The organism is Caldimonas thermodepolymerans (assembly GCF_015476235.1).
GTDB lineage: Bacteria > Pseudomonadota > Gammaproteobacteria > Burkholderiales > Burkholderiaceae_C > Caldimonas > Caldimonas thermodepolymerans.
The window spans coordinates 609,966-624,056 of record NZ_CP064338.1 but is presented as its reverse complement, the minus strand read 5'-3'; the positions used below and the strand labels follow the sequence as shown (position 1 = coordinate 624,056).

General features: G+C 70.1%; 11 protein-coding genes. 2 read left to right on the top strand and 9 right to left on the bottom strand.

The annotated features are described in order from the left end of the window. Window positions 1–66: 66 nt before the first annotated feature. The 5 genes from IS481_RS03040 to IS481_RS03020 all read right to left on the bottom strand — a co-directional run bounded on the left by IS481_RS03040 (window position 67) and on the right by IS481_RS03020 (window position 4,438). Window positions 67–1,536, bottom strand: a complete 1,470-nt coding sequence (locus tag IS481_RS03040; protein WP_104357152.1) for a TrkH family potassium uptake protein — start codon at window positions 1,534–1,536, stop codon at window positions 67–69. Window positions 1,537–1,557: 21 nt separating this feature from the next. Then, window positions 1,558–3,006 carry a Trk system potassium transporter TrkA gene (gene trkA, locus IS481_RS03035; RefSeq protein WP_104357151.1) on the bottom strand — a complete coding sequence of 483 codons (1,449 nt, stop codon included), beginning with the start codon at window positions 3,004–3,006 and terminating at the stop codon, window positions 1,558–1,560. Between the two features lie 46 nt (window positions 3,007–3,052). After that, window positions 3,053–3,829: a type III pantothenate kinase gene (locus IS481_RS03030; protein WP_104357150.1), complete on the bottom strand. Its 777-nt coding sequence runs from the start codon at window positions 3,827–3,829 to the stop codon at window positions 3,053–3,055. Between the two features lie 79 nt (window positions 3,830–3,908). Then, window positions 3,909–4,166 carry a hypothetical protein gene (locus IS481_RS03025; protein ID WP_104357149.1) on the bottom strand — a complete coding sequence of 86 codons (258 nt, stop codon included), beginning with the start codon at window positions 4,164–4,166 and terminating at the stop codon, window positions 3,909–3,911. A gap of 11 nt (window positions 4,167–4,177) precedes the next feature. After that, the gene (locus tag IS481_RS03020; protein WP_104357148.1) at window positions 4,178–4,438 is read right to left on the bottom strand and encodes a hypothetical protein; all 261 of its coding nucleotides are present in this window, start codon (window positions 4,436–4,438) and stop codon (window positions 4,178–4,180) included. A 206-nt stretch (window positions 4,439–4,644) separates the two neighbouring features. On the opposite strand from IS481_RS03020, the gene icmF reads away from it, so the two are divergent. After that, the gene (gene icmF / locus IS481_RS03015) at window positions 4,645–7,929 is read left to right on the top strand and encodes a fused isobutyryl-CoA mutase/GTPase IcmF (protein WP_104357147.1); all 3,285 of its coding nucleotides are present in this window, start codon (window positions 4,645–4,647) and stop codon (window positions 7,927–7,929) included. A 30-nt stretch (window positions 7,930–7,959) separates the two neighbouring features. Here the strand turns inward: icmF and IS481_RS03010 are convergent, their stop codons facing one another. The 4 genes from IS481_RS03010 to IS481_RS02995 all read right to left on the bottom strand — a co-directional run bounded on the left by IS481_RS03010 (window position 7,960) and on the right by IS481_RS02995 (window position 13,268). Continuing rightward, a complete protein-coding gene (locus IS481_RS03010; protein WP_104357146.1) occupies window positions 7,960–9,624 on the bottom strand; it encodes a class I adenylate-forming enzyme family protein in 1,665 nt (554 codons plus the stop codon). Window positions 9,625–9,726: 102 nt separating this feature from the next. Continuing rightward, complete coding sequence (locus IS481_RS03005) at window positions 9,727–10,911, bottom strand: acyl-CoA dehydrogenase family protein (RefSeq protein WP_104357145.1); 1,185 nt, start codon at window positions 10,909–10,911, stop codon at window positions 9,727–9,729. A 67-nt stretch (window positions 10,912–10,978) separates the two neighbouring features. Then, complete coding sequence (locus tag IS481_RS03000) at window positions 10,979–12,187, bottom strand: acyl-CoA dehydrogenase family protein (protein ID WP_104357144.1); 1,209 nt, start codon at window positions 12,185–12,187, stop codon at window positions 10,979–10,981. A gap of 22 nt (window positions 12,188–12,209) precedes the next feature. After that, complete coding sequence (locus IS481_RS02995) at window positions 12,210–13,268, bottom strand: phosphotransferase (RefSeq protein ID WP_104357143.1); 1,059 nt, start codon at window positions 13,266–13,268, stop codon at window positions 12,210–12,212. Between the two features lie 195 nt (window positions 13,269–13,463). On the opposite strand from IS481_RS02995, the gene IS481_RS02990 reads away from it, so the two are divergent. After that, complete coding sequence (locus IS481_RS02990; protein ID WP_104357142.1) at window positions 13,464–14,072, top strand: methyltransferase domain-containing protein; 609 nt, start codon at window positions 13,464–13,466, stop codon at window positions 14,070–14,072. Window positions 14,073–14,091: the final 19 nt, after the last annotated feature.

Below are 14,091 nucleotides of genomic sequence, written 5' to 3'. Positions count from 1 at the left end.
TTAAAAACAGCTTAAATCAAGCTGAACGACAGCTGCCCTGGCAGCCGCCCGTCCCCCGCGGGGCATTCACTTGCGCCAGAACGAGGGCGTCAGCAGCACCATGAAGGACAGCATCTCCAGCCGGCCCAGCAGCATCGCCGCGGTGCAGACCCAGGTCTGGAAGTCGGTGAGCCCGGCGTAGGTGCCGGCCGGCCCCACGACGCCCAGCCCGGGGCCCATGTTGTTGACGCTGGCCACCACCGCGGTGAAGGCGGACACCACGTCCAGGTCGGTCAGCAGCAGCACCATGGTCAGCACCACGATGGTCGCGCCGTAGACCAGCATGAAGGCCAGCACCGCGAAGATCGTGGTGTTGGGCACCGGGGTCTCCCCCAGCATCACCGGGTTGACCGCGCGCGGGTGCACGATGCGCGACATCTCGCGCAACGCCTGCTTGACCAGGATGATGACCCGGATCATCTTGATGCCCGCGCCGGTGGAGCCGGCGCTGGTCGCCACGCCCGAGAGCATGAGCATCAGCACCGGGGCGAAGATCGGCCAGCGGCTGTAGTCGGTGGACGCGAAGCCGGTGGTCGATCCGACCGAGACCACGTTGAAGAACGCCATCCGCAGCGCGAGCCACGGGTCGCCGTAGGTGCCCTTGACCAGCAGCAGCGCGGCGACGACCAGGCTCGCGCCGACCAGCACGCCGATCGTGGCGCGCACCTCGACGTCGCCGAAGACGCGCTCCAGCGAGCGCTTGCGCAGCGCGATGAAGTACAGCGCGAAGTTGCAGCTGGAGATCAGCATGAACACCACCGCGGCCCACTCCAGCAGCGGCGAGCGGAAGTGGGCGAAGCTCGCGTCATGCGACGACAGCCCGCCCAGGCTGACCGTCGTGAACATGTGCATCCAGGCATCCAGCCAGCACATGCCGCCGAGCCGGTAGACGCTCACGCAGGCCAGCGACAGGATCAGGTACACCGTCCACAGCCCCTTGGCCGTCTCGGTGATGCGCGGCGTGAGCTTGGCGTCCTTCAGCGGCCCGGCCGCCTCGGCCTTGAACAGCTGGCTGCCGCCCACGCCCAGCAGCGGCAGGATCGCCACCGCCAGCACCAGGATGCCCATGCCGCCCAGCCATTGCAGGAAGCAGCGCCACAGGTTGATCGAGGGCGGCAGCCGGTCCAGCCCGGTCAGCACGGTCGCCCCGGTGGTCGTCAGCCCCGACATGGCCTCGAAGTAGGCGTCGGTGAACGACAGCGGCAGGCCGGCGCGGCGGAAGTACAGCAGCAGCGGCATGCTGGCGAACAGCGGCAGCAGCGTCCACGCCAGTGACACCAGCAGCACGCCGTCGCGCGGCTGCAGCTCGCGCCGCTGGCGCAGCGTGACGATCCACATCGCCAGGCCGCAGGCGAAGGTGATCCCGGCGGACCAGTAGTAGGCCTGCAGCGCGTGCTCGTCGCCGCGCCATGCCACGCCGAGCGGCACCAGCATCGCGAGGCCGAAGTACATGACGATGACGCCTAGGATCCCGAGGACGGGCAGCAGCGATTGCATAGATCGAGGAAGGACAACCCGTCAGAGGAAGGTGGCGCTGACCTGGAACAGCTTTTCGACCTCGCGCACGTCGCGCTTGCGCGGCAGGAACACGATGACGTGGTCGTTGGACTCGATCACCGTGTCGCTGCGCGGGATCAGCACGCGGGCCTCGCGGCGGCGCTTCTCGCGCTCCTCCGGCGGCATCTCGCCTTCCGGCCCGGGCAGGCCGCGCACGATGGCGCCGATCTGCGCGCCCTTGGGCAGCTTGAGCTCGCCGACGCTGCGGCCCACGACCTTGGAGACGTGCCGGTCGCCGCGCGCGACCGCTTCCAGTGCCTCGGCCGCGCCGCGCCGCAGGCTGTGCACCGCCTCGACGTCGCCGCGCCGCACGTGCGCGAGCAGCTCGCCGATCACCGCCTGCGCGGGCGACAGCGCGATGTCGATCTCGGTGCCCTGCACCAGGTCGGCGTAGGCCTTGCGGTTGATCAGCGCCAGCACCCGGCGCGCGCCCATGCGCTTGGCCAGCAGGCAGGACATGATGTTGTCCTCGTCGTCGTTGGTCAGCGCGAGGAACAGGTCCATGTCCTGGACGTTCTCCTCGACCAGCAGCTCCTCGTCGGTGGAGTCGCCGCGCAGCACCAGCGTGTCGGCCGACAGCTGCGAGGCGAGGTATTCGCAGCGCAGCGGGTCCTGCTCGATCAGCTTGACGCGGTAGTCCTTCTGCAGCAGGCGCGCCAGGCGCAGGCCGACCCGCCCGCCGCCGGCGATCATCAGGCGCCGCACCGGGCGCTCGCGGCGCCGCAGCGATTCCAGCACCGTGCGGATGTGGCGGGTGTCGGCCAGCACGAACACCTCGTCGCCCGGCTCGATGCGCGTCGAACCCTCGCAGACGATCTGCCGGTCCGGCCCCTCGGCCTCGCGCCGGTAGATCGAGACGATGCGCATCTCGACGTCGGGCACCAGGCTCGGCAGCTCCGAGATCGTGTGCCGCACCAGCGGGCCGCCGGAGATCGCGCGCACCGCGATCAGGCTGACCAGCCCGTCGGCGAACTCCAGCACCTGCAGCGCCTCGGGGTACTCGATCAGCTTGCGGATGTAGCGGGTCAGCGAGGCTTCCGGGCAGATCACCCGGTCCACCGCGAAGCCGGTGCGGCCCATCAGCGGCGAGCCGTCGACGAACTCGGGCGAGCGCACCCGCGCGATGGTCTTCGGGATGCCGAAGACGTCGTGCGCGATCTTGCAGGTGACCAGGTTGGTCTCGTCCAGCGGGGCGCAGGCGATCAGCATGTCCGCGTCCTGGGCGCCCGCTTCCTGCAGGACCGAAGGCTGGATGCCGTTGCCCACCACGCCGCGCAGGTCCATGCGGTCCTGCAGCTCGCGCACGCGCCGCGGGTCGGTGTCGATCACCGTGATGTCGTTGCGCTCGGACACCAGGCTTTCGGCGACGCTCTCGCCGACGCGTCCGGCGCCGAGGATCAGGATGTTCATGGCTGCGGATTATCCGCAACCGCCGCACCTTCTGCGGGCAACCCCCTCAGCGCCGCACCCGCTCGATGGCGCGCTGCTCCGCGATGCGCAGCAGGCCGTCGAAGATCAGCGACTCGACCAGCCGGAACGGCACCGTCAGGTACGGCGCCATCTTCCAGCCGGCCCCGCCGGTCAGCAGGCACACCGGCTCGGCGCCGCAGCGCTGCTCCAGGCTGCGGTACATGCGCTCGATCGCGCCGGCGATCGCGTAGGTGCCGCCGCTGGTCAGTGCATCGCTGGTGTTGGTGGGGAAGTCGCGCACCTCGCCGGTGGGCACGTGCAGCCCGGCGGTGCCGCTTTCCAGGGCGCGCAGCATGATGCCGTGCCCGGGCAGGATCAGGCCGCCGAGGAACTTGCCCTGCGCATCGACCGCGTCGACCGTGACGGCGGTACCCACCATCACCACCAGCGTCGGGCGCGGCGGGCCTTCGTTGAGGACGTGCCAGCGCGCCCCGATCATCGCCACCCACCGGTCGGCGCCCAGCCGCGCCGGATGGTCATAGCCGTTGAGCACGCCGGCTTCCTGGGCGCTGGCAATCACCCAGCTCGGGTGCACGTCCCACAGCTCGAGCTGCTCCTCGACCCGGTGACGCACCGCCTCGCCGGCCACGCAGCAGCCGAGCACGCTGGTGGGCACCGCCAGGTGCTTCCACTCGCCATCGGCGAGCTGGTCGATGGTCTCGAGGAACGCCGCGCCATGCGCCACCATCCGCGCGCCGGGATGGGCTGCCTCGAACTGCGCCCATTTCAGACGCGTGTTACCGATGTCGATGGCGAGAAACATGTTCGGGCCATTATCCCGAAACTCGCCCGCCGGCGCGCGCTGGCGCGCGCACGCCGCACCGGTCTTGCAGCCGTGGCGCTCAGGGACCGGCGCCCTCCCCCGCGCGGGTGTTGTCCACCGCGCCGCTGACGCCGGCCTCGCTCGCGCAGTGGGCGCAGCAGAAGAAGCCGGACACCGATTCGATCCCGTGCCCGACGATGCGGCAGCCGCAGTGGCTGCACACCGGGGCGAGCTTGTGGATCGCGCATTCGAAGCTGTCGAAGGTATGGCGGCGTCCGGCCATCACCACGTCGAAGGACAGGTGATAGTCGTTGCCGCAGGTCTCGCACCTGGCCATGGCGACTCCCCTCAGTTGCCGAGGCGCCCGCGCGCCAGCGGGTTCCAGCTGCCCACCGGCCCGCGCACCGCGCCGGCACCGGTGCGGTGCAGCCTGTAGACCCAGGCATTGCCCGCACCGAAGCGCCGCCGCGCCCTGCGCCACAGCACCGGGTGGTCGCGGTCCGGCCCGGGCGGCGCATCCAGCGGCGCGGGTTCGGGCGGTTCGGCCGGGTCGGGCGGTGGCACGCCGGGACCGAGCGGGGGTTCGCGATGGGCAGGCAAGGGATGCATCGGCAGCGTCCTGGAGCGACGGCGGGTCGCGGTCGCCTCCCAGCTCCCTTGGCACGTGCCGTGCCAGGCGGATACGGGGTCTTCCGCCTCGTCAGCGCCGGGGCCCTATGGCATGATTGACGTTGACGTAAACGTCAATTCCCTGAACGTCACGTCCAGCAGACAGGCCTCGCGCCCTTTCCCCCAGGACACCAGGAGACCGCCCGATGACCGACCTGTCCGAAGTCAAGGCCCTCGCCGAGTACCGCCCGAAGCACAAGGTGCGCTTCGTCACCGCGGCCTCGCTGTTCGACGGGCACGACGCCTCGATCAACATCATGCGCCGCCTGCTGCAGAGCATGGGTGCCGAGGTCATCCACCTGGGCCACAACCGCTCGGTCGACGAGGTGGTCACGGCCGCGCTGCAGGAAGACGCGCACGGCATCGCGATCAGTTCCTACCAGGGCGGGCACGTCGAGTACTTCAAGTACATGGTGGACCTGCTGCGGCGCCGCGGCGGCGAGCACATCCAGGTGTTCGGCGGCGGTGGCGGCGTGATCGTGCCGGCCGAGATCCGCGAGCTGCAGGCCTACGGCGTCACCCGCATCTACAGTCCCGAGGACGGCCAGCGCATGGGCCTGCAGGGGATGATCGGCGAGATGCTGATGCGCTGCGACCGCGACCTGAGCGAACATGCGCCGCGACGCGTCGAGGCGATCCAGGGCCACGGCGAGGCCGCCTGGCGTGCGCTCGCGCAACTGATCACGGCGCTGGAGAACGGCAGCGCCGACCCGGCGCTGGTGCAGGCCCTGCGCGAGCAGGCCGCCGCGCTGAAGGTGCCGGTGCTCGGCATCACCGGCACGGGCGGCGCCGGCAAGTCCAGCCTCACCGACGAACTGGTGCGGCGCCTGCGCCTGGACCAGGACGACCGCCTGCGCATCGCGGTCATCAGCATCGACCCCTCGCGCCGCAAGAGCGGCGGCGCGCTGCTGGGCGACCGCATCCGCATGAACGCGATCGGCCCGTGGCAGCAGGGCCCGCGCGTGTACATGCGCAGCCTGGCCACGCGCGACTTCGGCAGCGAGATCAGCCAGGCCCTGCCCGACGTGATCGCCGCCTGCAAGGTGGCCGGCTTCGACCTGGTGATCGTGGAGACCTCGGGCATCGGCCAGGGCGATGCCGCCATCGTGCCGCACGTGGACGTGCCGATGTACGTAATGACGCCGGAGTTCGGCGCGGCCAGCCAGCTCGAGAAGATCGACATGCTGGACTTCGCCGAGTTCGTCGCGATCAACAAGTTCGACCGCAAGGGCGCGCTGGACGCGCTGCGCGACGTCGCCAAGCAGGTGCAGCGCAACCGCGAGGCCTTCACGACGCCGCCGGAGCAGATGCCGGTGTTCGGCACCATGGCCAGCCGCTTCAACGACGACGGCGTCACGGCGCTGTACCAGGCGCTGCTGCCGCGCCTGCAGTCGCTGGGCCTGCCCGTGCAGGAAGGCCGCCTGCCGCGCGTCTCGACCCGCCACAGCACCCACCAGACGCCCATCGTGCCGCCGCAGCGCACGCGCTACCTGGCCGAGATCGCCGAGACCGTGCGTGGCTACAAGGCGCGCGTGCGGCGCCAGGCCAAGCTCGCGCGCGAGGTGCAGCAGCTGCGCGAGTCCGCCCGCATGCTGCGCGAGCAGGACCCGCAGGCACCGGTCGAGCACCTGCTGCGCGCCGCCGACGAGCGCGAGGCGCAGCTCGAGGCCCAGGCGCGCAAGCTGCTCGCCCAGTGGCCCGACATGCAGAAGGCCTACGCCGGCGACGAGTACGTCGTGAAGATCCGCGACCGGGAGGTCCGCACGCGGCTGACCCACACCACGCTGTCTGGCAGCAAGATCCGCAAGGTGGTACTGCCGAAGTACGAGGACCACGGCGAGCTGCTCCAGTGGCTGATGCTGGAGAACGTGCCCGGCTCCTTCCCCTACACCGCCGGCGTGTTCGCCTTCAAGCGCGAGAACGAGGACCCGACCCGCATGTTCGCCGGCGAGGGCGACCCGTTCCGCACCAACCGCCGCTTCAAGCTGCTGTCCGACGGCATGCCGGCCAAGCGGCTGTCCACCGCGTTCGACTCGGTGACGCTGTACGGCCACGACCCGGACCTGCGCCCGGACATCTACGGCAAGGTCGGCAACTCGGGCGTGAGCATCGCCACGCTCGACGACATGAAGGTGCTGTACTCGGGCTTCGACCTGTGCGACCCGTCCACCTCGGTGTCGATGACGATCAACGGCCCGGCGCCGACCATCCTCGCGATGTTCATGAACACCGCGATCGACCAGCAGATCGAGAAGTTCAAGGCCGACAACGGCCGCGAGCCGACCGACGACGAGGCGCAGAAGATCCGGGCCTGGGTGCTGCAGAACGTGCGCGGCACGGTGCAGGCCGACATCCTCAAGGAGGACCAGGGCCAGAACACGTGCCTGTTCTCGACCGAGTTCTCGCTGAAGGTGATGGGAGACATCCAGGAGTACTTCGTCCATCACAACGTGCGCAACTTCTACTCGGTGTCGATCTCCGGCTACCACATCGCCGAGGCCGGCGCGAACCCGATCTCGCAGCTGGCCTTCACGCTGGCCAACGGCTTCACCTACGTCGAGGCGTACCTGGCGCGCGGGATGCACGTGGACGACTTCGCGCCGAACCTGAGCTTCTTCTTCAGCAACGGCATGGACCCCGAGTACACCGTGCTCGGGCGCGTGGCGCGCCGCATCTGGGCGGTGGCGATGAAGGAGAAGTACGGCGCCAACGAGCGCAGCCAGAAGCTCAAGTACCACATCCAGACCTCCGGCCGCTCGCTGCACGCGCAGGAAATCGCGTTCAACGACATCCGCACCACGCTGCAGGCGCTGATCGCGATCTACGACAACTGCAACTCGCTGCACACCAACGCCTATGACGAGGCGATCACGACGCCGACCGAGGAATCGGTGCGGCGCGCGATGGCCATCCAGCTGATCATCAACCGCGAGTGGGGCCTGGCGAAGAACGAGAACCCCAACCAGGGCGCCTTCATCATCGACGAGCTGACCGAGCTGGTCGAGGAGGCGGTGCTGGCCGAGTTCGAGCGCATCGCCGAGCGCGGCGGCGTGCTGGGCGCGATGGAGACCGGCTACCAGCGCAGCAAGATCCAGGAAGAAAGCCTGCACTACGAGACGCTGAAGCACACCGGCGAGCTGCCCATCATCGGCGTCAACACCTTCCGCAACCCGCACGGCGACCCGATCCCCGAATCGCTCGAGCTGGCGCGCTCGACCGAGGAGGAGAAGCAGTCGCAGCTCAAGCGCCTGCAGGACTTCCACGCCCGCCACGCCGCCGAGGCGCCGGCGATGCTCGCGCGCCTGAAGCAGGCCGTGATCGAGAACCGCAACGTGTTCGAGGTGCTGATGGACGCGGTGCGGGTCTGCTCGCTGGGCCAGATCACCGCCGCGCTGTTCGAGGTGGGCGGGCAGTACCGGCGCAACATGTGAGCGCATGCCGGGCATGGCGCCCGGCATGCCTCACGTCCTGGCCAGCTGCTCCTGCGCCCAGGCCTGCAGGGCCTTGAAGTTGATCTTGCCTTCGGGCGAGACCGGCCACTCGCCTTCCCAGGCGAGGAAGTTGCGCGGGATCTCGTAGGCCGCCATCTTGCCCTTGCAGGCCTCGCGCAGCGCGGCGTCGTCGGCCAGCGGGGCGCCGTCGCGGGTGCGCACCAGGCTGACCACGCGCGCGCCCCAGTACTCGTCCGGGATGCCGACGGTCTTGACGTCCTCGAAGCGGTCGGCGAACACCTCCAGCAGCAGCGTCGAGACGCGCGTGGTCGAGACGTTCTCGCCGCCGGACTTGACCACCCCGCCGAGCCGGCCGAGGTAGGTGATGTAGCCGTTGTCGAAGTTGCCGTAGTCGCCGCTGTGGAAGTAGCCCTCGGCATCGTAGGCCTGGCGCGTCTCGTCCGGCTGGCCGAGGTAGCCGCGGAACATGTACGGGCTGCGGTAGCAGATCTCGCCGGCCTGGCCCTGCGGCACGCGCTCGCCGGTGTCGATGTCCTTGATCACGACCTCCACGCCGGGCAGCGGCCGGCCGTGGGTGGAGCGGTTGATGCGCGCGTCGACGCAGTCGTGCTCGGACAGCGAGATCAGCGGGCCGTTTTCGGTCTGCGCGTACAGGCTGTTGATCACCGCGCCCGGCGGGCACATGCTGCGCACCAGGTCGATGGTGGTCGGCTCGCCGGCCAGCAGCGCCTTGCGCACCGTGAAGCGCTTCTGCTCGAAGCCCGGAACGCGGCGCAGGCCCTGCCAGTGCGCCTCGAAGCCGAAGGTCGCGGTGATGCCCTCGCGGTCGATCAGGTCCAGCGCCGGCGCGGGGCGGAACGCCTCCATCAGGTACAGCGTGGTGCCGGCCAGCACCAGGTTCAGGTTGAGCGCGAAGATGCCGCTGTTGTGATAGAAGGGCGAGAGGTTGATGTAGCGCTCGTCCTCGGTGTAGGCCAGCGCCTTGGCCGCGAAGTTCACCGTGGCCAGCGGCGGGCGGTGGTCCCACAGCGCGCTCTTGGACAGCCCGGTCGTGCCCGAGGTCTGGCAGATGAACTGGATGTCGGTCGCGTGGCCTTCGTCGCGCAGCTGCGCGATGCGACCGGCATCCACCTCGCGCACCGCGGCCACCCAGTCGTCGAAGTCCAGCACGCCCTCGTGGCGCCGCCCCTCGCGGCTGACGCACACGAGCTGGCGCAGCGACGGCACGCTGGCCGAGGACACCTTGCCCGCGCCGTGGAACTGCAGGTCCGGCAGCGACTCGCGCAGCAGCTGCAGGTAGTCGCGGCCACCGTACTGGTCGACCGTGACGATCACGGCGGGCGCGTTGCGCGGCAGCACGCCGGAGAACTCCAGCGTGCCCCACAGCAGGTTCAGCGGGTTGACCACCGCCCCGACCTGCAGCGTCGCGAAGTACAGCACCGCGAACTCCGGCGTCGGGCTCGGCAGGGTCGTGACCACGTCGCCCTTGCGGATGCCCAGGTCCAGCAGCGCCTGGGACACCCGGTCGACCTCGGCCTGCAGCGCGCCGAAACTCGTCGTGCGCCCCTCGAAGACGATCGCGGGCTTGTCCGGCAGCGCCGCGCAGGTCTCGGCGAACAGCTGCGGGATGGTGCGGTGGTACCAGTCGTGGCGTTGGATGCGTTCTTGCAGCATGGATGGCACTCCACGGGAAACCGGATGGGGTGACGGAACAGGGGATGCGGGGCGCGGTCCCGCCCGGGGGTCAGGACGCCGCCGGGGCGGCGTGCCGGCCGTTCACAGCTGCAGCTGCTTGGCCGCCAGGTCCTTCATGATCTCGACCGAGCCGCCGCCGATCATGTTGACCTTGACCTCGCGGTAGATGCGCTCGGGACGGGTACCGCGCATGAAACCCATGCCGCCCAGGATCTGCACCGCTTCGTCGGCGCAGAACTGCATGGTCTGCATCGCGAGGTTCTTGAGCATCGCGGTCTGCGCGACCAGCAGGCGCGGGTCGCCGAACTTCTGCTGCACGCGCCAGGCGAGGTCCTCGATCATGCAGCGCACCGACTCGATCTTCATCGCCATGTCCACCAGCTTGTGGCGGATCACCTGGCGCTCGACCAGCGGCAGGCCGAAGGTCTTGCGCTCGCGCGCCCAGTCCAGCGCGTCGGCGAAGCACACCTTAGCGAAGCCGTAGGCGCCGGCGGCCATGAACAGGCGCTCGCTGTTGAAGTTGCGCATGATGATGCGGAAGCCCTCGTTCTCGACGCCGAGCAGGTGGCCGACCGGCACGCGCACGTTCTCGAACCGCAGGTGCGCGGTGTCGGAGGCCCACCAGCCCATCTTGTCGAGCTTGGTGCGCGTGATGCCCGGCGTGTCGCCCGGGATCAGCAGCAGCGACACGCCGCCGGCGCCCTTGACCTCGGGGTTGGTGCGCACCGCGACGGTGAACCAGTCGGCGCGCATGCCCGAGGTGATGAAGGTCTTCTCGCCGTTGACGACGTAGTGGTCGCCGTCGCGGACCGCGGTGGTGCGCAGGCTGGCCACGTCGGAGCCGCCGCCCGGCTCGGTGATGCACAGCGCCGAGATCTTGCGCCCGGCCAGGATGTCGGGCAGGACGCGCGCCTTGAGCTCGTCGCTGCCCGCGTGCAGGATCGGCGGCGTGCCGATGGTGTGCGAGAACAGCGAGGCGCTGACGCCGCCGCAGCCGGCGCGCGCGACCTCCTCGGGGATGATCAGCTGGTAGAACACGTCGGCCGGCGTGCCGCCATATTCCTCCGGGTAGCCGACGCCGAGCAGCCCCACCTCGGCGGCCTTGCGGTACAGCTCGCGGGGGAATTCGCCCGCCTCGTCCCAGGCGTTGACGTGGGGCGTGATCTCGCGCGCGACGAAGTCGCGCACCGTGTCGCGGAACTGTTCGTGCTCCGGGGTGTAGTAGTTGGAGTTGCGCGCGGCGGACAGCAGCAGGTTGTCAGTCATGGCAGTGTGGTCGGAAGTCCTGGATCGAGCGTAGGAGGCTGCGGCGGCGCAGTCTTGCGCCAACCGGCTACGCGTACTTGCGCAGCTCCAGCTTGCCGATCTGGTTGCGGTGCACCTCGTCCGGCCCGTCGGCCAGGCGCAGCAGGCGCGCGGTCGCGTAGGCCACCGCCAGCCCGAAGTCGTTCGTGACGCCGCCGCCGCCGTGCGCCTGGATCGCCCAGTCGACCACCTTGGCCGCCATGTTCGGCGCGGCGACCTTGATCATCGCGATCTGCGCCTTGGCCGCCTTGTTGCCCACCGTGTCCATCATGTGCGCCGCGTGCATCGTCAGCAGGCGGCACTGGTCGATCATGATGCGCGCCTCGGCGATGCGCTCCAGCGTCACGGTCTGCTCGGCCACCGGCTTGCCGAACGCGACGCGCTCCTTGGTGCGGCGGCACATCTTCTCGAGCGCGCGCTCGGCCAGGCCGATCAGGCGCATGCAGTGGTGGATGCGGCCCGGGCCGAGGCGGCCCTGCGCGATCTCGAAGCCGCGCCCCTCGCCGAGCAGGATGTTCGACGCCGGCACGCGCACGTTCTCGAACACCACCTCGGCGGCGCGGTCGGGCACGCCGGCGAAGCCGAACACCGGCAGCGGCCGGATCACCTTGACGCCCGGGGTGTCCTTGGGCACGAGGATCATGGACTGCTGCTTGTGCTTGTCCGGGTGATCCGGGTTGGTCTTGCCCATGAAGATGATGATCTTGCAGCGCGGGTCGGTGGCGCCGGTGGTGAACCACTTGTGGCCGTCGATCACGTACTCGTCGCCCTCGCGTCGGATCGAGGCCTGGATGTTGGTCGCGTCGCTGGAAGCCACCGCCGGCTCGGTCATCGCGAAGGCGCTGCGGATGCGGCCGTCGAGCAGCGGCACCAGCCACTGGCGCTTCTGCTCCTCGGTGCCGTAGCGCGCCAGCACCTCCATGTTGCCGGTGTCGGGCGCCGAGCAGTTGAACACCTCGGGCGCCAGCAGCGAGCGGCCCATGATCTCGCACAGCGGCGCGTACTCGAGGTTGCTCAGGCCCGCGCCGTGTTCGGAGTCGGGCAGGAACAGGTTCCACAGCCCCTGCTCGCGCGCCAGCGCCTTCAGCTCCTCGACGACCGGCTGCACGCCCCACGGGCCGTGCTCGGCGGACTCGCGGAAGTAGCGTTCCTCGTTCGGGTAGACATGCTGGTCCATGAAGGCCAGCAGGCGTGCCTTCAGGTCCTGGACTTTGGGCGAGAGCGTGAACAGATCCATGGCAGTTCCTGTCGGTGGGGTGTCAGCGGGTCACTGCGGCCTGGGCCTGGCGCCAGCCGGCTTCGGCGATGGGGCGGGCGCGGCGCCCGGTCTCCAGGGCGTGCGCGCTGGAGGCGTTGCCGTCGTAGGCGCGCTTGAGGATGCCTTGCAGGATGGCCGCGAGGCGGAACATGCTGTAGGCGAGGTAGAAATCCCATTCGTGCGCCGGCACCGGAGCGCGTCCGGTGCGCCGGCAGTACAGGTCGAGGTAGGTGCGCTCGTCGGGGATGCCCAGCGCCGCCAGGTCCGCGCCGCGCATGCCGCGGAACTCGTCGGCCGACAGCCGCCAGGTCAGCATGTGGTAGGCGAAGTCCGCCAGCGGGTGGCCCAGCGTGGACAGCTCCCAGTCGAGCACCGCGAGGATCCTCGGCTCGGTCGGATGGAAGATCAGGTTGTCCAGCCGCAGGTCACCGTGCACGATCGCGTTTTCCTCGACGGCCGGGATGTGTTGCGGCAGCCACTCGATCAGCGCGTCCATCGCCGGGATCGGCTCGGTCTCCGAGGCGCGGTACTGCCTGGTCCAGCGCGCGATCTGCCGCTCGAAGTAGTTGCCGGGGCGCCCGTAGTCGGCCAGCCCCACCGACGCCGGGTCGATCGCGTGCAGCGCCGCGACCACGCGGTTGATCTCGTCGTAGAGCGCGGTGCGCTCGGCCGGCTGCATGCCGGGCAGGGTCGGGTCCCACAGCACGCGCCCGTGCACGTACTCCATCACGTAGAACGGCGTGCCGACCACCGCGTCGTCCTCGCACAGGCAGTACGGCCGCGCCACCGGCACGCCGCGGCCGTGCAGCGCGCGGATCACGCGGTACTCGCGCTCGACCGCATGCGCCGAGGGCAGCAGCTGGCCGTGCGGCTTCTTGCGCAGCACGTAGCGCCGCGTGGGGGTGGCGAGCAGGTAGGTGGGGTTGGACTGGCCGTCCGGGAAGCGCTGCACCTGCAGCGGACCCGCGTAGCCCTCCACGTGGGCGTGCAGGTACTGCTCCAGCCGCCCGACGTCGAAACCCGGCGGCAGGCCGGCGGTCTGCGCCGTGCTGGCGCTCATGCCCTACTCCTTTGCATGGGGCGTTCGTCCTCCACGTTGTCTCGTGGACGACTGTAGGCACGAGGCCGGGCACCGCCGCCGATACAGCAGGTTGACGCAAACCGCGGGCGGCCCCGGCAGGCTGGCGCAAGACAGCCGGCGCGAAGCCGGGCATGATGCAGGTCGACGCACGAACCGAACCACAGGAGACGACCGATGGCAGGACCCGACGTGGGCTTCTGGCAGGAGCGCTTCGCGACCGGCACCACGCCCTGGGACCGGGGCGGCCCCAACCCGCAGCTGCAGCAGTGGCTGGACGAGGGCCTGGTCGGCCCGCAGCACCGCGTGCTGGTGCCGGGCTGCGGGCGCGGCTGGGAAGTGGCACTGCTGGCCGGGCGCGGCGTGCCGGTCACGGGCATCGACTACGCGCCGGCGGCCATCGAGGCGTGCCGCGCGCTGCTGGAGCGGCAGGGGCTGCAGGCCCCGCTGGTGCAGGCCGACGTGCTGGAGTGGCAGCCGGACGCGCCGGTGGACGTGGTCTACGAGCAGACCTGCCTGTGCGCGCTGCACCCGGACCACTGGCAGCGCTATGCGCAGCAGCTGCACGCCTGGATCCAACCGGGCGGGCGGCTGCTCGCGCTGTTCGTGCAGGCGCGCGCGGAGGAATCCGCGCAGGGCTTCATCAAGGGGCCGCCCTACCACTGCGACATCCACGCGATGCGCGCGCTGTTCCCGGGCGACCGCTGGGCCTGGCCCAAGCCGCCCTACCCGGCGCTGGCTAGCGGCCCGGTGCGCGAGCTGGTGGTGCCGCTGACGCGGCGCTGAAGGCCGCGCCGGCGCCCGG

Bases quoted from the DNA above. Each gene is read 5' to 3' on its own strand.
- IS481_RS03000 (WP_104357144.1), bottom strand. From the start codon at position 12,187: ATGGATCTGTTCACGCTCTCGCCCAAAGTCCAGGACCTGAAGGCACGC.
- IS481_RS03040 (WP_104357152.1), bottom strand. From the start codon at position 1,536: ATGCAATCGCTGCTGCCCGTCCTCGGGATCCTAGGCGTCATCGTCATG.
- IS481_RS03025 (WP_104357149.1), bottom strand. From the start codon at position 4,166: ATGGCCAGGTGCGAGACCTGCGGCAACGACTATCACCTGTCCTTCGAC.
- IS481_RS03005 (WP_104357145.1), bottom strand. From the start codon at position 10,911: ATGACTGACAACCTGCTGCTGTCCGCCGCGCGCAACTCCAACTACTAC.
- IS481_RS02995 (WP_104357143.1), bottom strand. From the start codon at position 13,268: ATGAGCGCCAGCACGGCGCAGACCGCCGGCCTGCCGCCGGGTTTCGAC.
- trkA (WP_104357151.1), bottom strand. From the start codon at position 3,006: ATGAACATCCTGATCCTCGGCGCCGGACGCGTCGGCGAGAGCGTCGCC.
- IS481_RS02990 (WP_104357142.1), top strand. From the start codon at position 13,464: ATGGCAGGACCCGACGTGGGCTTCTGGCAGGAGCGCTTCGCGACCGGC.
- IS481_RS03030 (WP_104357150.1), bottom strand. From the start codon at position 3,829: ATGTTTCTCGCCATCGACATCGGTAACACGCGTCTGAAATGGGCGCAG.
- IS481_RS03020 (WP_104357148.1), bottom strand. From the start codon at position 4,438: ATGCATCCCTTGCCTGCCCATCGCGAACCCCCGCTCGGTCCCGGCGTG.
- icmF (WP_104357147.1), top strand. From the start codon at position 4,645: ATGACCGACCTGTCCGAAGTCAAGGCCCTCGCCGAGTACCGCCCGAAG.
- IS481_RS03010 (WP_104357146.1), bottom strand. From the start codon at position 9,624: ATGCTGCAAGAACGCATCCAACGCCACGACTGGTACCACCGCACCATC.